18 protein-coding genes and 1 tRNA gene are annotated in these 17,243 nt (G+C 63.1%); 8 read left to right on the plus strand and 11 right to left on the minus strand.

Annotated features, from left to right (window positions below; all coding sequences use genetic code 11):
* A partial coding sequence (locus AO716_RS04910; protein WP_268753554.1) for an alpha-amylase family glycosyl hydrolase occupies positions 1-632 on the minus strand: 632 nt, incomplete at its 3' end.
* Between the two features lie 270 nt (positions 633-902).
* On the opposite strand from AO716_RS04910, the gene AO716_RS17505 reads away from it, so the two are divergent.
* Positions 903-1,841 (plus strand): DUF4190 domain-containing protein, encoded by a 939-nt coding sequence (locus tag AO716_RS17505; protein WP_055239865.1) that lies wholly within the window; start codon positions 903-905, stop codon positions 1,839-1,841.
* A 61-nt stretch (positions 1,842-1,902) separates the two neighbouring features.
* Here the strand turns inward: AO716_RS17505 and AO716_RS04920 are convergent, their stop codons facing one another.
* The 4 genes from AO716_RS04920 to AO716_RS04935 all read right to left on the minus strand — a co-directional run bounded on the left by AO716_RS04920 (position 1,903) and on the right by AO716_RS04935 (position 6,853).
* On the minus strand, positions 1,903-3,258 hold the full coding sequence (locus AO716_RS04920; protein ID WP_055240087.1) for a DUF4032 domain-containing protein: 1,356 nt from the start codon (positions 3,256-3,258) through the stop codon (positions 1,903-1,905).
* A gap of 109 nt (positions 3,259-3,367) precedes the next feature.
* Positions 3,368-4,456: an ABC transporter ATP-binding protein gene (locus AO716_RS04925; RefSeq protein ID WP_055239866.1), complete on the minus strand. Its 1,089-nt coding sequence runs from the start codon at positions 4,454-4,456 to the stop codon at positions 3,368-3,370.
* Between the two features lie 157 nt (positions 4,457-4,613).
* Positions 4,614-5,381, minus strand: coding sequence for a trehalose-phosphatase (gene otsB / locus AO716_RS04930; RefSeq protein WP_055240088.1), 768 nt, complete (start codon positions 5,379-5,381; stop codon positions 4,614-4,616).
* 5 nt (positions 5,382-5,386) lie between these two features.
* Positions 5,387-6,853: an alpha,alpha-trehalose-phosphate synthase (UDP-forming) gene (locus AO716_RS04935; RefSeq protein WP_055239867.1), complete on the minus strand. Its 1,467-nt coding sequence runs from the start codon at positions 6,851-6,853 to the stop codon at positions 5,387-5,389.
* Between the two features lie 169 nt (positions 6,854-7,022).
* Here AO716_RS04935 and AO716_RS04940 point away from each other — a divergent pair, with 169 nt between their 5' ends.
* The 4 genes from AO716_RS04940 to AO716_RS04965 all read left to right on the plus strand — a co-directional run bounded on the left by AO716_RS04940 (position 7,023) and on the right by AO716_RS04965 (position 10,705).
* Positions 7,023-7,901, plus strand: a complete 879-nt coding sequence (locus tag AO716_RS04940; RefSeq protein WP_055239868.1) for a DsbA family protein — start codon at positions 7,023-7,025, stop codon at positions 7,899-7,901.
* Positions 7,902-8,040: 139 nt separating this feature from the next.
* Positions 8,041-8,117: transfer RNA gene (locus AO716_RS04945), tRNA-Thr, on the plus strand.
* Positions 8,118-8,579: 462 nt separating this feature from the next.
* Positions 8,580-9,482, plus strand: coding sequence for a tyrosine-type recombinase/integrase (locus AO716_RS04955; RefSeq protein WP_055239870.1), 903 nt, complete (start codon positions 8,580-8,582; stop codon positions 9,480-9,482).
* Between the two features lie 60 nt (positions 9,483-9,542).
* A protein-coding gene (locus AO716_RS04965; protein ID WP_235472001.1) for an IS3 family transposase occupies positions 9,543-10,705 on the plus strand; the annotation gives its coding sequence in 2 pieces (ribosomal slippage) (positions 9,543-9,821 and positions 9,824-10,705; 1,161 coding nt in all).
* Positions 10,706-10,974: 269 nt separating this feature from the next.
* Here the strand turns inward: AO716_RS04965 and AO716_RS04970 are convergent.
* Complete coding sequence (locus AO716_RS04970) at positions 10,975-11,640, minus strand: hypothetical protein (RefSeq protein ID WP_055239872.1); 666 nt, start codon at positions 11,638-11,640, stop codon at positions 10,975-10,977.
* 15 nt (positions 11,641-11,655) lie between these two features.
* A complete protein-coding gene (locus AO716_RS04975) occupies positions 11,656-12,354 on the minus strand; it encodes a hypothetical protein (protein ID WP_055239873.1) in 699 nt (232 codons plus the stop codon).
* Positions 12,355-12,419: 65 nt separating this feature from the next.
* Here AO716_RS04975 and AO716_RS17430 point away from each other — a divergent pair, with 65 nt between their 5' ends.
* Positions 12,420-12,584 carry a hypothetical protein gene (locus tag AO716_RS17430; RefSeq protein WP_160317907.1) on the plus strand — a complete coding sequence of 55 codons (165 nt, stop codon included), beginning with the start codon at positions 12,420-12,422 and terminating at the stop codon, positions 12,582-12,584.
* Between the two features lie 85 nt (positions 12,585-12,669).
* On the opposite strand, the gene AO716_RS04980 is transcribed toward AO716_RS17430, so the two are convergent.
* The 3 genes from AO716_RS04980 to AO716_RS04990 form a co-directional block, all read right to left on the minus strand.
* Positions 12,670-12,885, minus strand: a complete 216-nt coding sequence (locus AO716_RS04980; RefSeq protein WP_055239874.1) for a hypothetical protein — start codon at positions 12,883-12,885, stop codon at positions 12,670-12,672.
* A 40-nt stretch (positions 12,886-12,925) separates the two neighbouring features.
* Complete coding sequence (locus tag AO716_RS04985) at positions 12,926-13,174, minus strand: hypothetical protein (RefSeq protein ID WP_055239875.1); 249 nt, start codon at positions 13,172-13,174, stop codon at positions 12,926-12,928.
* A gap of 222 nt (positions 13,175-13,396) precedes the next feature.
* A complete protein-coding gene (locus tag AO716_RS04990) occupies positions 13,397-14,374 on the minus strand; it encodes a DUF5692 family protein (RefSeq protein ID WP_055239876.1) in 978 nt (325 codons plus the stop codon).
* Between the two features lie 126 nt (positions 14,375-14,500).
* Between AO716_RS04990 and AO716_RS04995 the strand changes: the two genes are divergently transcribed.
* Positions 14,501-15,088 (plus strand): TetR-like C-terminal domain-containing protein, encoded by a 588-nt coding sequence (locus AO716_RS04995; protein WP_055239877.1) that lies wholly within the window; start codon positions 14,501-14,503, stop codon positions 15,086-15,088.
* Positions 15,089-15,476: 388 nt separating this feature from the next.
* Positions 15,477-16,391, plus strand: a complete 915-nt coding sequence (locus tag AO716_RS05000) for a hypothetical protein (RefSeq protein ID WP_152969866.1) — start codon at positions 15,477-15,479, stop codon at positions 16,389-16,391.
* On the opposite strand, the gene AO716_RS05005 is transcribed toward AO716_RS05000, so the two are convergent.
* Positions 16,392-17,204: a transporter substrate-binding domain-containing protein gene (locus AO716_RS05005; protein WP_055239879.1), complete on the minus strand. Its 813-nt coding sequence runs from the start codon at positions 17,202-17,204 to the stop codon at positions 16,392-16,394.
* Positions 17,205-17,243 lie beyond the last annotated feature (39 nt).

Below are 17,243 nucleotides of genomic sequence, written 5' to 3' on the forward strand. Positions count from 1 at the left end.
ACGGCGGGGTTGTCCCAGTTGAAGTCGGGCTGGGTGGAGTCGAAGAGGTGCAGGTACCACTGGCCGGGGGTGCCGTCGGGGTTGGTGGTACGGGTCCAGGCTGGTCCGCCGAAGTGGGACTGCCAGTTGTTGGGCGGGTTTTGACCGTGTTCGCCGGTGCCGTCGCGGAAGATGAACATGTCGCGGGCGGGGGAGTTTTCGGGTGCGGCCAGGGCTGCCTGGAAGAGGGTGTGCTGGTCGGAGCAGTGGTTGGGGACCAGGTCCACGATGACGCGGATGCCGTGTTCGCGTGCGGTGGCGACGAGGTTGTCAAAATCTTCCAAAGTGCCGAAGAGGGGGTCGACGGAACAGTAGTCCGCGACGTCGTAGCCGGCATCTTTCTGCGGCGACTTGTAAAACGGGGAGAGCCAGATCGCGTCGATGTCCAGTTCGGCCAGGGTGGGGATTTCGGCGGTGATGCCGGGCAGGTCTCCGATGCCGTCCCCGCTCAGGTCGCGGAAGGAACGCGGGTAGATCTGGTAGATGACCGAGGAACGCCACCACTGTCTCTCCCGCACGGTAGAGGCTTCATGGACCGGCACAAGACGGAGTTGCCGGGAAGGCAAAGAACGTTCGTGGAGGGCGTTGTCCATAGACAGCATCATCCTTTTCGCACATCGCAGACTGCTTACTCAAATGTTAAACGCGGGTGTTCCTGAGTATGTGCCAGAATAAGACGGTGATTGCTCACACATTAGTGTGGCGCCGGACGCTTCGGTGCTAACAGTGCCCTGACTAGGCGTAACGGGGTCAAAACGTACGGGTTCTATACAGCGGTGCAGGATAGACTGGCCGCGATCGCGGGCACTGCCGCCAGGCCGTACCGCAGGCCACACATCCGACCCCAGCATTCCGGGAGAACCATGTCAGAAAACCGCAACAACGCCGACGCAGGCCACCCCGAGCCTCAGGACGAAACGACGCCGGACCAGACTCCGACGCCGGACCAGACTCCGACGCCGGACCAGACTCCGACGCCGGCCGCTGAGGATGCGGCGCCCACACAACGGCTCTACGGCCAGTACGGCACGCAGGATGATTCCGGCAGCCAGCCCTTCGCAGCTCCGGCCAGCCTTCCCTATGGCCAGACTGCGGCCCCGAACCCGGGGGCTGAAGCGGCACAGGGGTCCGGCGACAGCGGCACACAGGACACCAGCGGACAGGGAGAGGCGTCGTCGTGGGGCCAGCCCTCCGGCCAGCCCGCAGGAGATCCGGCCCCGTCCGAGTCCGGCGGCCAGTCCGGCTATGGCCAGCCGTCCGGCCAGCCCGGTTACGGCAGCCAGCCCAGCTATGGCCAGCCCGCGGGCCAGCCCGCGGGCCAGCCCAGCTACGGCCAGCCCGGCTACGGCAGCCAGTCCGCGTACGGCCAGTCTTCAACCCCGGGTCCGTACGGTCAGCCGAGCTACCCGGGCGGGTCACAGCCCGGACCCTACGGCTACCAGGGCGCCTACCAGCCTCCCGCACAGCAGCCGGGCAAGACCATGGGCATCGTTGGCCTGATCCTGTCCTGCCTGTTCTTCATCCCGTTCGCCTCACTGGTTGGCGTGATCCTCAGCATCGTGGCCTTCGTGCAGTCCCGTAAGGCGAAGATGAGCAATGGTCCGGCTTTGGCCGGCATCATCATCGGCGGCGTCGTGTTCGTGCTGACGCTGCTGGCCACGATCCTCCTCTTCGTTTTCGCCCTTGACCAGGTGGGGACGCTCATAGAGGTCTGCGAGGACCGCGGGCCCGGAACCCACTTCGTGGACGGCGAAATGTACGAGTGCGATCCGATGGAATTGGAATTCGAACAGTCCCTCTAACCACGCAGCCAACGCAGGAAGGCCGGGCCCTGGGGCCCGGCCTTCCTGCTGTGCGAAAGACTTATCCCGGTGCGGCACCGCTTTCCAGTATGCGCATGGTTGTTGTATCCGGGTTGAGGAGGATGGCAGCCTCGTCACGCCGGTGGCGCAGCACGGTGTCCAGATAGGACTGCACTGCTTCAGCCAGCGGCACGTTGCGGTTCTCCTTCTCTGACATGTACCACCGGTGCTCGAGCACCTCGTGGACAACCTCTGCCTGCTCCAGCTTGCTGCCCAGCTCCCGCGGCACGGCCTTCACGATCGGTTCAAAGACCTGGGTCACCCACAGGTGGGCGCTGAGTTCCTCATTCATGTCCGGGTGATTGTCCGCCCGGTAGGAGTCCAGGTCATTCAGCAGTCTGCGTGCCTGGTTCTCCTGGGCATCGAGCCCGGTCAGGCGCATGAGGCGTCGCTGGTGGTGGCCGGCGTCGACCACCTTTGGCTGGAGCTGTACCTGGGAGCCGTCCGGGGTGGTGCGGATGGTGAGTTCGTCGACGTCGAACCCCAGCTCATTGAGGCGCCGGATGCGCGCGTTCACACGCCAGCGTTCACCGAGTTCGAAGGACTCCTGCTCGGTGAGTTCAGCCCAGAGGTTCCGGTAGCTGTCCATGATGCGTTCGCTGGTGGCCAGCGGGTCGATGTTCTCTTCGATCAGGCCGCCCTCTGCCAGGTCCATGAGTTCACCGGCGATGTTCACGCGGGCAATTTCCAGGTCGTATTCACGCTGGCCGTTGGAGAGTTCTGGGTAAAGCTCACCGGTCTCAGCGTCCACCAGGTAGGCGGCGAACGCGCCGGCGTCGCGCCGGAAGAGTGTGTTGGAGAGGGAAACGTCGCCCCAGTAGAAGCCGGCCAGGTGCAGCCGGACCAGCAGCAGAGCCTGGGCATCGATCAGGCGGGTAAGCGTGACCTCGCGCAGTGTCTGGGAAAAAACGGCACGGTAGGGCAGCGAAAAGCGCAGGTGCCGGGTAACCAGCACCGGGTCCAGTTCATTACCCTGGGCATCCATACGGCCGGTAATGACGGCAACGGGAGCCACGCTGGGCACGTTCAGCCGCCGCAGCTTGCGGAGCATGTGGTACTCCTGCCGTGCCACATGTTCGCTGGTTTCCTTGATCGCGATCAGTGAATCACCCATCCGGGCAAACCGGACGACGTGGCGGGAAATGCCGCGCGGAAGGGCAGCAAGGTTCTCCTTGGGCCATTCCTCAAGCGGAATGGACCAGGGGAGGTCCAGCAGGGCCGGGTCCATCGACGCGGCGGTGATGTTCAGCGAGCCGAGAGGGTCCTTGGTCGCCTCCGCATGGCTCCGGGGAAGTTTGCCCGGCTGATCCCAGTTGGTTGGTTCATCACGCCAGTTGGCGCGCGCAGCATCTGTCATGGGCATCCACGCCTTCTATCGGCTCTGGGGGTTTAAACCAGTGCGGTGACCTTCCCCAGTAGTCTAGATCAGGGGATAGGTCACCGCACGTGAACACTGGGGCTAAAGGCTATGCCTCGTCAGCAAGTCGCTCACCGGTGCTGGTGTCAAAGAGATGCACGTGGCCGGCCTTGGGCCGGACAAACAGGCTGTCTCCCTTGGCCGGGGGCTTCCGTGCATCCACACGGGCGGTGATCTCATGTTCCTGGCCGTCCAGGAAAGTGTGTCCGTAAACGAAGGCGTCTGCACCCAGTTCCTCGACCACATCCACCTCCACCTTCAGGCCTTCGCCCTCGGCTGCAACGTCCATGTCTTCCGGACGGACGCCGAACGTCACGGTGTTGCCCGCGGCGGCGTCGAGAATGCTGCGGGGCACCGGGTACACCGTGCCGCCGAACGTCACGCCGCCTTCGGTGACGGGAAGCTCCAGCAGGTTCATGGCAGGGGAGCCCATGAAACCGGCGACAAAGACGTTCATCGGCTTGTCGTAGAGGTTCCGCGGGGTGTCCACCTGCTGCAGCACGCCGTCCTTCAGCACCGCGACGCGGTCGCCCATGGTCATGGCTTCCACCTGATCATGCGTGACATACACAGTGGTTACGCCGAGGCGGCGCGTGAGGGACGCGATCTGGGTGCGGGTCTGCACACGCAGCTTGGCATCCAGGTTGGAAAGCGGCTCATCCATCAGGAAGACCTGCGGATTACGGACAATTGCGCGGCCCATGGCAACGCGCTGCCGCTGGCCGCCGGAGAGCGCCTTCGGCTTGCGGTCCAGGTAATCCTCGAGGTCGAGCAGCTTGGCGGCGTCGCGGACGCGCTCCATCCGTTCTTCCTTCGGGACGCCGGCAATCTTCAGCGCGAATCCCATGTTGTCCGCAACAGACATGTGCGGGTACAGGGCGTAGTTCTGGAACACCATGGCAATGTCGCGGTCCTTGGGCGGAACATCGGTGACGTCACGGTCACCGATGAGGATGCGCCCGGAATTCACGTCTTCCAGGCCGGCGAGCATACGCAGCGAGGTGGACTTGCCGCAGCCTGATGGGCCGACGAGCACCAGGAACTCGCCGTCGGCGATTTCGAGGCTGAGGTTGTTGACTGCGGGGCGCTCGGTGCCCGGGTACAGCCGTGTTGCTTGGTCAAACGTTACCGTTGCCATGATATTTCCCTTCACGGGCAGGTACGTGCCCGACGATCCGTTGTGAATGGGTGGATGTGTAGTTGTAAAACAGCGTGATGAGCGCCACTTGCTCGCTCACTGCCGCAAGTATGCCATGCCTGTCCAGCGGACAGAAGCAAAACGGGTGTACGGGCGGTTAATTTTCGACGGCGGCGCGGCGCAGTTCGAGCAAATGTTCCAGGACTGCAGCGAATTCGGCGGGCGAATCGACCCGGAACGGGGCAGCAGTGTCCCCGGGGCCGATCTTAATTCCCACGTCTTCGGATTCCAGCGCCTCGAACCCTCGTTCGTCTGTGACATCATCGCCGGCGAAGAAAACGGCCGTTGCACCGGTGAGCTCCCGGAGGGCGCGGATTCCTTCGCCCTTGCTGGTATGCACCACGGATACTTCCAGGACCCGCTTGCCGTCGGTGACCTGTACACCGTCGAGTTCGCCCAGACGGGCGCGGGCAGCGTCGACGGCTGCGGAGGCTACGTCGTCGGGGGCGCTGCGGGTGTGCAGCACCACGCCTGCAGGCTTGTCTTCCACCCAGCAGCCCGGAGCGTCCTGCGCTACTGAGGTGACTGCCGTGCGGGCCCTGGCCAGGAGTTCAGCCTGCTCCGGGGTGAGCTGCAGGGGAGCAGCGTTTGGTCCGGTCCACGTTTCCGCCCCGTGGCTGCCCACCAGCAGGGTTTCAGGCTCGGGACTGGCAGCCCTGCGGAGGCTGTCCAGTGCGCGCCCGGAGATCAGCGCCGTCGACGTCCGGGGTACGGCAGCGAGGGAACGCAGGGCAGCGGCTGCTTCCGGCAGGGGCCGGGCCTGGTCTGCATGCTCGACGAGGGGTGCCATGACGCCGTCGAAGTCCGTGGCAACCAGCAAATGGTCGGTGGCGGCCAGTGTGGCCAGCGCGGTGCGCAGTTCCATCGTGATCACTGGGCTTCGCCTTCCAGCCGCAGTGCGTTGAGGAAGTTCTGCGACCAGCGCTCGACGTCGTTCTGCAGTACCTGGCGGCGCATCAGGCGCATGCGGCGCTGGGCTTCGCGCGGCTGCATCTGGATGGCGGAGACGATCGCGTCCTTGAGCCGGTCGATGTCGTGCGGGTTGACCAGTACGGCCTGGCGGAGCTGGTCCGCGGCACCGGCGAATTCGCTGAGCACCAGCGCACCCGTGTTTTCAGTCCGGGCTGCCACGTATTCCTTGGCTACCAGGTTCATGCCGTCCCGCAGTGCGGTTACCAGCATGACGTCGGAGGCCAGGTACAGCGCCACCATCTCCTCCACCGGGTAGGAGTGGTGGAGGTAGCGGATCGCGGTGTTGGACATGGTGTCGTAAGTGCCGTTGATCCGGCCGACGGTTCCCTCTACCTCTTCGCGCAGCAGCCTGTACTGTTCCACGCGTTCGCGGCTGGGGCTGGCAACCTGGATCAGTGCCGCGTCCTCAACACTGATCCGTCCGTCTTCGAGGAGCTCGCCGTAGGCCTTCAGGCGGTGGCTGATGCCCTTTGTGTAGTCCAGGCGGTCCACACCCAGCAGGATCACCTTCGGGTTACCCAGTTCCCGCCGGATCTGCTTGGAGCGCTCAATGATGTCTTCGCGCTGGGCGAGTTTGGTGATCTGCTCAACGTCGATGGAGATCGGGAAGGCCTCGGCCCGCGACACGTAGGTGTCGCCGTCCTCGGTGGTGACATGGACCTGCTGCTGGCGCACCGAGTGCCCGGCGAAGCGGCGGACGCAGCGCAGGAAGTTCGCGGTGTCGCTGGGTCGCTGGAAGCCGATCAGGTCGGCGCCCAGCAGGCCGGCAATGATGTCCTTGCGCCAGGGCAGCTGGGCGAAGATCTCCAGCGGAGGGAAGGGAATGTGGTTGAAGAATCCGATTTTCAGGTCAGGGCGTGCCTTGCGGAGCATCTGCGGGACAAGCTGGAGCTGGTAATCCTGCACCCAGACCGTGGCGCCTTCAGCAGCAACTTCAGCTGCGGCTTCGGCGAAACGGCGGTTAACCGTGCGGTAGGAATCCCACCAGGTTCGGTGGAACTCCGGGGGAGCGATCACGTCGTGGTAGAGCGGCCACAGCGTGGCATTGGAGAATCCCTCGTAATAGAGCTCGACCTCGGAGGCACTCAGCGGTACCGGACGCAGGTGCATGTTTTCGTGGTCAAAGGGTTCAAGGGTCTCATCGGGGGCGCCGTGCCATCCCACCCACGCGCCGTCGGCCTTCGCCATGACCGGAGCGAGGGCCGTCACCAGGCCACCCGGGGAGCGCCGCCACTCGTCACTGCCCTCTGATCCGTTGTCCGCTACGCGGTCCACGGGCAGGCGGTTGGAGACCACTATGAAGTCGTAATCGCCGTACCCGTCCGTTGAATTCTCAGTCTTCGATTCAGCGGCAACAGCGTTCACCTTTTGCACTCCTAAGTTGACTTGTTTGTTCGCCACTCTATCCAACGGGGGAACCTTTGTACCCACTCAAGGCGTTGTGGGTGGGGGAGCGGGGATATCGTAGTCCCTGGATACCCCTGTGTACGCTGATACCGCCGTGAGGGCGGCCGCTTGAGAGACAGAAGGAAATATGAGTGACCGGAACCCCAAGCAGACCAAGGCCGAGCGCCAGGCCGTTGCCCGTGAGAAGGCACGTGCCCTGCGCGAAGCGCAGCTTAAGAAGGAGCGCCGCAATAAGCTGCTGACCCGCTGGGGCATCGTCGCGGGCATCGTGGCCGTGATCGTCATCGTTGCTGTGATCGTCATTAACAGTGTTCGCGGAGACATCCCCGACGCCGGTCCTGCCCCGGCGAACGGCAACATCAACGGCGGTTTCACCCTGACCTCCACGACCTCGCTAGAACCTGCAGACACCGGAGAGGTCGACGTAAATAACCTCCCCGAGGCCACCACGACCAACGAAGCCGGCGACACTGTTCCCGCAGGCGTAGAGGCCGCCGCTCCGGGCGAACCGGTCCAGATCGTGGAGTACGTGGACATCAACTGCGTTCACTGTGCCGACTTCTCCGCCACGTACGCTGACCAGGTGCAGACCTGGCTCGACGCAGGTGAGGTCACCCTTGAATACCGCACGGTTGCCTTCCTGGACCGCAACTCGCCGACCAACTACTCCTCCCGCGGCGCCAATGCCGCTGCCTGCGTTGCCGACACCAACCCAGAGTCCTACTGGGACTTCATGAAGGCCATCTTCGCCCAGCACGCCGCGGGTGAAGTCAATAACGCTGCCCTGGTGGACATGGCCGAGTCCGTGGGCGCTACCGAGGCCGCTGACTGCATCGAGAACGACGGCTTCCGCACCTACGTCAAGTACGCCGACGCCGTGGCCCGCGCAGCCGAAGTCGGCGGCACCCCCACCGTCTACGTCAACGGTGCCGAGGCAGACCTGAACTCCTTCGTGGAAACGGTCCAGACCGCTATCGACGCGAACAACGAAGAGGCTTCCTCCTAGATCCTGCTTCGCCCCAGCCGCGTCCGCCGGAACGAACCATGCCTGGTTTCGTTCCGGCGGGTGTGCTGGGCTAATCTTGTCTAGCGCTGTTTTGTTGTTTGTGGATAACGACGGCGCAGGGCCGGGCGATCCGGTCCACGCCTCCTTAGCTCAGTTGGCCAGAGCACCTGTCTTGTAAACAGGGGGTCGCCGGTTCGAATCCGGCAGGGGGCTCCAGCACACCCCTCCTGATCAGGCATCACGCCCGATCAGGAGGGGTTTTCTCATGGGACGAAAAGGGCCCACGACACGCTTACGACACGCTTTCGCTGAAAAAGCTGTCAGCCGTCGGGGAGCGGCACGCATAGAAACCACTATGCAGGAATACGAAGTTACGGAACCGGTTCCCGGCGAAAGTCTGCCGGAGAAGCTCCTGACCAGAGTTGAAGTTGCAGCATGGCTGCAGATCTCACCGAAGACGCTGGCTAACTGGAGTTCCAACGGTGTGGGCCCGCGCCCACTTAAGTTGCATGGATTCGTCCGCTATAAGCGCGCGACCGTGCACGCTTGGATTGAACGGGCTGCAAGGGACGCCGCCTGATGCCTAGGGCAGCGTTGCCGATTGGGGCGTGGGGCGCGATTGTTTCCAAGAAGAACGCTAAGACTGGTAAATGGCGGGCGTCCTGTCGTTTTAAGGATATGGACGGCGTCACTAGGGTCTATAGCAAACATGCCGCGACCAAAGGTAAGGCGGAGAACGCTCTGCTGGCCGCGATGAAAGAGCGGCAGGACCAGGGACGGCAACCAGTTGAGAACATCTCTTTCGGAGAGGTTGCTCGCAGATGGCTCTCCAGCATCGAACCTGCCAAGGTCGTCGTGGATGAGCGGGGCGAAGAAACTTGGGAGAGTCCTCGCGGACGAATCCGACGGCAGACCTGGGACCAGTACGAGGCTGTCATGCGTCGGTACCTTATCCCCGGTTTGGGGGCGTTGCCGATCCGGTCGATCCGCACATCCACCTGTGACGCTTTTCTGCGCTCTCTCACGGTGGACGGTAAAGGTAGCTCGAACGTGCGAATCGGAAAGACGATTCTGCGCCAGATAATGTCCTACGCGATCAGGCATGACCTCTACGTCGATGCTAATCCTGTACTTGAGGTGGACCGTCTTTCACGCAATGCCAAGAAACCGCAGGCACTGGATATGCCAGCCCTCGAGGCGATACGGGCGGCCGTCCGGAATTGGCGTTCCGAGCCGGGCGTCCCGGGGCCCGCGCCCACGAGCGCCCTCTCGGATGTGGTCGACGTAATGCTGGGCACCGGAGCCCGGATTGGAGAAGTACTGGCACTGCGATGGCAGGACGTCGACCTGTCGGGCGAGGTCGGAAAGGTATCTATAACGGGCACAATCGTCGAACCTCGAAAAGGTCCGAAATTTCGTCAGGACGCTACGAAGACGGCCTCGGGTGCTCGGATCATCCCTATCCCCCGGTTCGTCGTTGATGTGCTGTTGCGGCGTCGTCTTGAGTCGCCCGCGACCAACACGATCGGGGCTGTTTTCTGGACGCGGAACGGCACTTACATGCAGGCTTGGGACTGCTGAAGGTTTGATTGACACTTTGCCTGTGAGGATTTGATCCTTGCAGGTGGAAGGATGTTCATCATGCCCAAAGCCTTTCCCGACGAGTTCCGACGCGATGTCGTCGCGGTCGCCCGAAAGGGCGAAGCACCCATTACCCAGATCGCTAAGGACTTCGGTGTCTCACCGGCAGCCCTTCACCGCTGGATGAAGATCGCCGACAAAGAGGACGGCGTGAAATCCGGTTCCGTGTCCGATGACTCCGCGAAGCTGCGGGAGGCCAACAGGCGCATCCGGCTCCTGGAGCAGGAAGCCGAAGTAATGCGCCGTGCCGTGGCCTATCTGTCCCGGGATATCAATCCAAAAAAATGATGTACCCGCTGGTCCGTGAGCTGGCTGCCAGGGATGCCTCGATCAGGGTTCCCGTGGCAGTGTGCTGCCGGGTATTGAATTTCTCCAGACAGGCCTACTACCAGTGGGTCGCCAATCCTGTCCCGTCCCGGGACTGGGAAGAAGCGCACCTGATCAACGCCGCCATTGATCACCACCGCGATGATCCTGCCTTCGGGTACCGGTTCATCGCCGATGAGATCAACGCCGGCCCCGGCCCTACGGTCAGCGAACGCAGGATCTGGCGGCTGTGCTCCGAGAACGGCATCCTCTCCGTGATTCATCGCCGGCGCCGGTCAGGCCTCAAAGCCGGCCCGCCGGTCCACGATGACCTCATCGAGCGGGACTTCAGCGCCACGGCACCGAACCGGAAATGGCTCACGGACATCACCGAGCACCACACCGGGGAGGGAAAGCTTTACCTGTGCGCCATTAAGGACCTTCATTCAAACCGCATCGTCGGGTATTCGATGGACGCGCGGATGAAAGCGTCCCTGGCCGTTGCTGCGCTGGACCATGCCGTGGCCCTTAGGAAACCAGCAGGCACGGTGGTGCACTCGGACCGCGGATCCCAATTCAGGTCCAGGAAGTTCGTCCTGGCTCTGAGCACATATGGCTTGAGCGGATCGATGGGCCGGGTAGGGGCCTGCGGTGACAACGCCGCGATGGAATCGTTCTTCTCCCTGCTCCAGAAGAACGTCTTGAACCGCAAACGCTGGGAGACCCGCGCCGAGCTCAGGCTGGCCATTACGACCTGGATCGAGCGCAGTTACCATCGAAAACGCCGTCAGCGTGCCCTCGGACGGCTGACACCCATCGAGTTTGAGACAATAAAAAACACGGCCATAGCCGCCTAAACAATTATCAACCCCAGCTGTCAACTAAACCTCCAGCAGTCCCGGATGATCTTTTGGGACCCGGACAGTCTGGAGCATAGAAAGCGTATGCCAGCCCAGGAGTCCGGAATGCCAGCAAAAAAGCGGACCGATCTTTCACCTCGCTTCAAGGGGCCGGATTTTCATCGACGATAATGAAGATTATCGTCGGTAGCCTCTTTTGGGATTTCCGGACCGGATTTGGGTGGAAATCATGAGGTCGGCAGCTGACTGCCCGGTGAGAGAAGGCGTCAGTCCCCGCCGAGGCGGTCTGTGACAGCTTTCGTCCAGCACCGGCCTTTTCCGACCCCGCCGTAGGGGCCGTAAGGAGCCCCGTCAACGCTGTAGGTCACGCCCGACCCTGCCCAGCTCACCTTGACCAGGCCGTCGCGTGCCGGCCTGCCGCCTTCGTTGACACTCCAGTCGCCGACCCTGTGCGCCAGTCCCCAGGGTTCCGCGAGATACATGACTCCGCCGCCGCCCCGGAAATACGTCGTCTCCTTGGCGATTAGCGTGCAGCCGGAGTTGTTTCTCGACACGACGCTGTAGCCGGAGCGGTCCCAGGCGTCTACGGCCATCCCTATCCCGCAGCAGAATGCGCACAGCACCAGCGAAGTCCAGAACCAGCTGTTTTGAACCTCGGACCATTTGAAGGCGTGGTCCTCCGGGACAGATTTTCGGGCTGAGGCCTGGATAAGAACGAGGGCAGCGGCCGCGGCCAGCAGGACCCCGCCGGCCATCCACCAGGGGATGAACTTTCCCCCGGCCACGAACAGGAACATCATGAATCCAGGAAAGACGGCCAGGACGCCGGCCAGGAGCAGCCCGGTGGCTATCCGGGGGAGGACAGGGCTGGCTCCGAGCCATTCCGTGACAGGGCGCAGCAGCCCAGTACGGGCATCCTTTTCGCTGTTCATGGATCCGTTGCAGCCCTACCTGCGGTGGAAGACGGCGTACTCGATCTCATCGGCGCGGACCGTGCGCTCACCGTGCAGCTCGTCGGTGGCCAGATCGGCCCAGCGGCTCATGAAGGCGCAGTACCGTTCGTACGTGTCCGGGTACCAGCCGGCCTTGGGGGCGCCGGGCCACACCTCATGCAGGTTCGTGGCCACAACCTTGTCCAGGATGACGTAACGGGGCGGGACGGTGGGGCCCTGTGCGAAGTAGAGGAACTTTGTCGAGAAGGCCGGGCCGAACTGGGGGATCCGGGCTTTGCCCTTGGGGGTGGCCAGAATGCTGTAAATGTCCTCCGCCGGCTCTCTGCTGCGGACGGCCGTCCATGCGTCCACGAGGAGCTCAGCGGTCCTCTCCGGGTCCTCTGCCAATCCGTCGAGCCGCTTAGGCAGGTTCCGAGCCTTCCTGCCAAGCCCCCAGGCCAGGGAGTAGTAGAGGAGCTGGAAAGCGTTCTCCGGCGCGATCTCCCTGGCACCGAGCTCGAAGACATCGCTCCGGGACACGAAGGTCAGGCCAGGATCCGCCAGCGCACCCTCCAGAGCGGGCAGGCCGCGGTCCGCGAGGGCTTTCTGCCACCGGCTTCCGTCCACCCTAATTCGATGGTTCATGACGGTCTCCACACCAGGCAGGGAACCGGATACGTAGGACGGCAGCGGGGCATCGGAATCGATCGGCATGGCGGCAGTCTACGCGGACTCCGACGCAGCCCGCTCAGCAGAGGCTCGGCTTCGCCTACGACCTGATGAACGACATCGAAACCAGCCAAGGCCGGCGGACTGCCCAGGCATGGATCATGAGCATCAACCCGCGGCTGGGATACGAGTCACCCGTCAAGGCGATACGCGAAGACCGCTTCCAGGAGGCGGCAGCAGCACGCGCGCTGCTCGATGGAGGCTACGACGGTTGAGTCGCTGGAGCGGACCGCCGCACAAAAAAGCCGGCACCCCCCCCGCACAAGACGGGGACTGCCGGCTAAGGGGATGAGCAGGGTGTCACATATCGCCTGTACCTGAGTGAAGAGATGGATCTGTCCGCTGCGGCTCTTTGGACCGGCCCTTCCACCAAAGGAAGAACCCGTAAAGGCCAAAGCAGACCATCACGACTGCAGCGACGATGCGCCACCACTCCAGGGGCTGCCACACGGCAAACAGAATTGCCCACGCGAAGAATGATGCGCTGATCCAGCGGCTGGGAATTTTGTCTCTCATGCTTTCGCCTCTCCGTTGGCGACAATTATTTCAGGATTGGTTAAAAGCCGGCACACCCGGCAATAGTCACTCCAATTCCAGCCAGAGTACCAGCAAGGGCCCAGCCCACCTGGCCTGCACCCGGGGCAAACAGCGTGGCCATGCCAAGGCCGACGCCGATAACGCAGGACCAGGTCACCGGAGCGTCGGTGGCACCCATGTTCAGGTGAGCGGTGTGCTGCCCATTGATGTAGACATCAAGCCATCCGGGGCAGGACTCCGGAGGATTGCCGTCCCAGCTGTGGGACACACCCAGACTGATGCAGAAGGTGTAATACTGGCAGCTGGGTACCAGCCGGCCAACCCTGACCTTTCTGACACGGGTGCAGTAAACACACGTGAAGCCTGTGGTCCGCAGGGAAATGATCTTGGCACGGTGCCCCCTACGCAGCAGCGCCGTGGCCGAGCCGGTAAGGCTCGACCACGGCGCATGGTGTCTGCGGCACCGGCCGGAGCCGGTGGCATCGCGTTCTTAGACGGTGACCGTTCGGTCCGTCCCGTGGGACCCGGGCAGACCGGCCGAAGAACCGCTCGGCAGGTTAGCGCTGCGCACTTCCTGGTACTGGGGCAGGTGGGTGTACAGCTCGTCGCGCAGCGGGTTGCGGTGCCGCTTGAGAATGGTGAACACCTGGTAGACCGCGACGGCGATGTTGGCCGCCAGGGAGATGGCCGACACGACGAACAGCGCGGTGGGGTTGTGTGAGGACTCGACGGCGAACGGCGAGGTGCTTACGAAGGTCGGGGCCGCCATGGTGAACATCATCCACAGCGCAAGGGTGTGGGCGCGGTGCTGCAGCCACGCACCCTTCTTGATGAAGAACGCGGGGATGGTGCAGGAGATGAGCAGTGCCGCACCGGCGTAGAACGAGTGGTCACCGACGCAGTTGTAGACGTAGGCAAAGTTCCACAGGTCGTAGGCGACGATCCAGAACCACATCATGTCAGGCCAGATCATGTCCTTCGACTTGTCGCTCGAGACGATGATGCCCGTCCAGCCGCAGATGGTGAGCAGGTTCAGGATGCCGGCAATGGCATTCATGTAGTTCCACGGACCGCCGACCATGAACACGCCGTCGTGCATGCCCTGCAGGCCCGCCACCTCGAAGTCGCGGATGACTGCCTCGGCGATGTTGATCGCCAGGATCAGCGCAGGGAACAGAAGCATCCAGCGGTTCTTCGCCAGGCGCGGGACGTACCGGATGAGCATAAAGCCCAGGCACCCAAGGAGCGCCGAGTACACCTTCACCCAGTGGAACCAGGTACCTGTGGACGATCCGTCTCCGGCCGTCGTCGGCCACACAAAGACGGTCAGCAGGATGGGCAGCGCCACGAAGAAGGCCAGACCGGCCCACTTCCAGCGCCGTGTCACCTCATTGAGCGCAATGAGGCCAACCAGGACGACGCCGAACATCGCCCAGGAGTACCAGGGAATCGATTCGTACAAGAACATCTAGGGACCTCTCCTTAGCAGCCCGGTGTAATTTGTGCCTTCGGATTAAAGGTAAAAACGCCCGCGCCCCGGGTCATTAGACAGGTGGTGCGATGTGTCCAGTCAGGCGCGGTGTTACCTTCAGGCATGACCGATGAGGTGTCCCAGGCGAAGCGTTCTACGGATGCACGAGCAGCTCTCGCGGCCGCGCTCAAGGCCCGTCTGCGAACTGAGCCCCTCGACAAGGTGACAGTCACCGAGTTGGTACGGGACTGCGGGCTGACGCGGCAGGCGTTCTACTACCATTTCCCGGATGTGCGGCAGCTTGCCGTCTGGGTGTTCGAGACAGAGGTAGCCCGGCAGGTCCGCACATTCGCGGCGGAGGTGGGCTGGGCGGACGGGCTGGTGCGGCTGCTGCTCTACATGCGCGAGAACCGTTCGTCGACGCTGGGGGTGCTCAACGGGGTGGGACAGCCCGGGCTGGAGCGTTTCCTGTTTAGGCAGATGCGCCCCATCACCGAGGCTGTGATGGACCAGGACGGCGGCGGGCCGGCAGACCCCGGGGACCGTGTGCTGGTGGTGGACTTCTACACCTCGGCCGTGCTTGCCGTGGTGCTGCGATGGGTCGCAGAGGGCATGGAAGAACACCCGTACCGCGTGGTCGGCGATCTCGAGATCATGCTGCACGGTGCTGTGCGCGAGTCCGTCCGCCGGCTCGATGCGCGGCGGCGATGACAAGGCTGGAAAGGGTCTATGGAAAAACCGGACCACCGACCCGTTTTTGATATCCATTTGTGTCCTAAAACGGCGCAGCCAAATGTCAATGTTCGCTATTCTCAATGTGGAACAACGCACAGACTCAAGCGCCGGGCCGAAGCCGGTGATTTCCATGGGGGTGGAATCACCGGCTCCGGGCCGGCACCTGTTTTTTAAGCGTGAGTGGAGCTGTTCCGGGCAGGCGGGGCCGCATCAGGCCTATCGCGAGCAGTAAACGCGCAGGCAGCGGTACCCTTTCCCGATGGGGAATCAAAACTATGGGGGACCTCTGCAGGAGCCCGCGGATCTTATTCATACGATCCGCGCTATGGAAAGTCAGGGGATACCGCAGCCAAAGCTGTACATCATGACCGTGTTTCAGGCCGCCAAGGTGTACGCCGGCTACGGAGAGACGGGTGAAGGCCGGGCATTGTGCGAAAGGGCCTGGGAATTCGCTGAATCTGTTCCCGCACTTAACCACGACCGCGAGGTGGCAGTCCACGTTTACGACGCCGGATGGGACCACCGCCGGCCCCTGGACCCCATGTACCTTACCGGGGCATTCTTCCTCGCGGTCGAGGAGTATGGTCCGGGCAGCGCATGGGTGCCATATCTGATGCGGGAACTGTACTGGTACTTCCAGGAAATTTCGGACTGTGATGAGTTCGGATCCCTGAAGAAACGGGACGAGGACCGGGAATTGGCCGAAGACGTGCGCCAGGTAGCCATGGCGGCCCTCGGCGGGTTCCCCCGGGGAACGAGTCATCCCGAACGCTGCCAGCGCAGCGACGTCGCCGGCTATGCAGCGCAGTTCCTGTATCTGGCCGGTGACGACTTGTGCCGGCACGCACTCCAGGAGTGGCTTGCCGGCCCGGTTAGCGGGTATGAATCCGGCACGGCCCTCGTGAACTTCCTGCTCAGGCTGGAGGCCTACGGGCCGGCGCGGGCCGCGGCGGAGCGAACGTTGCAGACAGTGGAAGCCGATCCCGACTCGACCGGTGCCGAGAAGGCCAGCGTCCTTCTTGACGTTGCGTTTGGCATCGCCATGGCACCGGATGAACCTGGACTGGAGAGCCTGCCTGAGCTGGAGAAGCAGATCGGCGCCTTGGCACACGGTCCGTTCACTGAAGGCCAAGCACACGTACTTCAGGAAAAGCTCTATCGCTACGTGATTCAGCGCCTGGACGAGGGCGGAGAAGGGCAGCCGGCCCGGCTGGCGATGTTCGGCCGGCTGCTCTTCAACCCGTTCACCGAAGGCAGCACCTGGACCCAGGGCAGCTAGCTATCCCCACCAGGGTTCCTTGGCAGCGTCGTACGTGCCGTCATTCTCGGCGAGGTTCAGCCACTGGTTGACGTACTCCTGGAACACCGTGTCCCCGAGCGGCAGCAGGTAGGCCTTCTGCGAGAAGTTGAACGGGTTGTCCGGGTCCACGGCGCAGAGCTCCGGGTATTCGTTGGCGACCCACTTCACCTCAGCGGCGTCGGTGGTCATCACATCCGCTCTGCCGGCGACGATTTCATCGAAGATCGTGTTGTTGTCCTCGAAACGGATGATCTCGCCGTCGGGGTAGTGCGTGTCCGCGAAGATCTCGTTCGTGCCCCCAATCGGGGTGATGGACCGGACGCCCGGAGTGTTGATCTCCTCCACGGTGTCGTAGAGCTCTTCCTTGCCGCAGAGGGTGATCGGGGTCTTGCCGTCGTCCAGGACCGGGTCCGTGTAGAACGCCTGCTCGGCGCGGGCCAGGGAGATGGACACACCGCCCACTCCGATGTCACAGCCGGCCAGGAAATCGGGCATCAGGTCTTTCCAGCTGGTCTGCACAAACTCGACGTCGACGTCCAGCCTGGCTGCGAGGTCCTGCGCCATGGCAATATCGATCCCGCTCCACTCACCGGTGTCCGGATCCTTGTAGGTGAAGGGCCGGTAGTCGCCGGTGGTGCAGACCTGCAGTGTTCCGCGCTCGGTGATCTCAGCCAGCCGGGAATCGGTGCCGGATTCGTCAGCGGAGGCGGGCGGCTCCTCTGACGCGGAGGCTGTGCATCCGGTGGCCAGGAGGGCAGCCGCGGCAAAAACGGGCAGCAGGCGGTACTTCATGTATTGCTCCTTGTCTCGTGGGGGCGAAGCGTCTTTGCT

The organism is Arthrobacter sp. Edens01, from assembly GCF_001307035.1.
In the GTDB taxonomy this organism is placed as follows: Bacteria; Actinomycetota; Actinomycetes; order Actinomycetales; family Micrococcaceae; genus Arthrobacter_B.

Bases quoted from the DNA above. Each gene is read 5' to 3' on its own strand.
- AO716_RS17505 (WP_055239865.1), top strand. From the start codon at position 903: ATGTCAGAAAACCGCAACAACGCCGACGCAGGCCACCCCGAGCCTCAG.
- AO716_RS04920 (WP_055240087.1), bottom strand. From the start codon at position 3,258: ATGACAGATGCTGCGCGCGCCAACTGGCGTGATGAACCAACCAACTGG.
- AO716_RS04925 (WP_055239866.1), bottom strand. From the start codon at position 4,456: ATGGCAACGGTAACGTTTGACCAAGCAACACGGCTGTACCCGGGCACC.
- otsB (WP_055240088.1), bottom strand. From the start codon at position 5,381: ATGGAACTGCGCACCGCGCTGGCCACACTGGCCGCCACCGACCATTTG.
- AO716_RS04940 (WP_055239868.1), top strand. From the start codon at position 7,023: ATGAGTGACCGGAACCCCAAGCAGACCAAGGCCGAGCGCCAGGCCGTT.
- AO716_RS04955 (WP_055239870.1), top strand. From the start codon at position 8,580: ATGGACGGCGTCACTAGGGTCTATAGCAAACATGCCGCGACCAAAGGT.
- AO716_RS04970 (WP_055239872.1), bottom strand. From the start codon at position 11,640: ATGAACAGCGAAAAGGATGCCCGTACTGGGCTGCTGCGCCCTGTCACG.
- AO716_RS04975 (WP_055239873.1), bottom strand. From the start codon at position 12,354: ATGCCGATCGATTCCGATGCCCCGCTGCCGTCCTACGTATCCGGTTCC.
- AO716_RS17430 (WP_160317907.1), top strand. From the start codon at position 12,420: ATGAACGACATCGAAACCAGCCAAGGCCGGCGGACTGCCCAGGCATGG.
- AO716_RS04980 (WP_055239874.1), bottom strand. From the start codon at position 12,885: ATGAGAGACAAAATTCCCAGCCGCTGGATCAGCGCATCATTCTTCGCG.
- AO716_RS04990 (WP_055239876.1), bottom strand. From the start codon at position 14,374: ATGTTCTTGTACGAATCGATTCCCTGGTACTCCTGGGCGATGTTCGGC.
- AO716_RS04995 (WP_055239877.1), top strand. From the start codon at position 14,501: ATGACCGATGAGGTGTCCCAGGCGAAGCGTTCTACGGATGCACGAGCA.
- AO716_RS05000 (WP_152969866.1), top strand. From the start codon at position 15,477: ATGACCGTGTTTCAGGCCGCCAAGGTGTACGCCGGCTACGGAGAGACG.
- AO716_RS05005 (WP_055239879.1), bottom strand. From the start codon at position 17,204: ATGAAGTACCGCCTGCTGCCCGTTTTTGCCGCGGCTGCCCTCCTGGCC.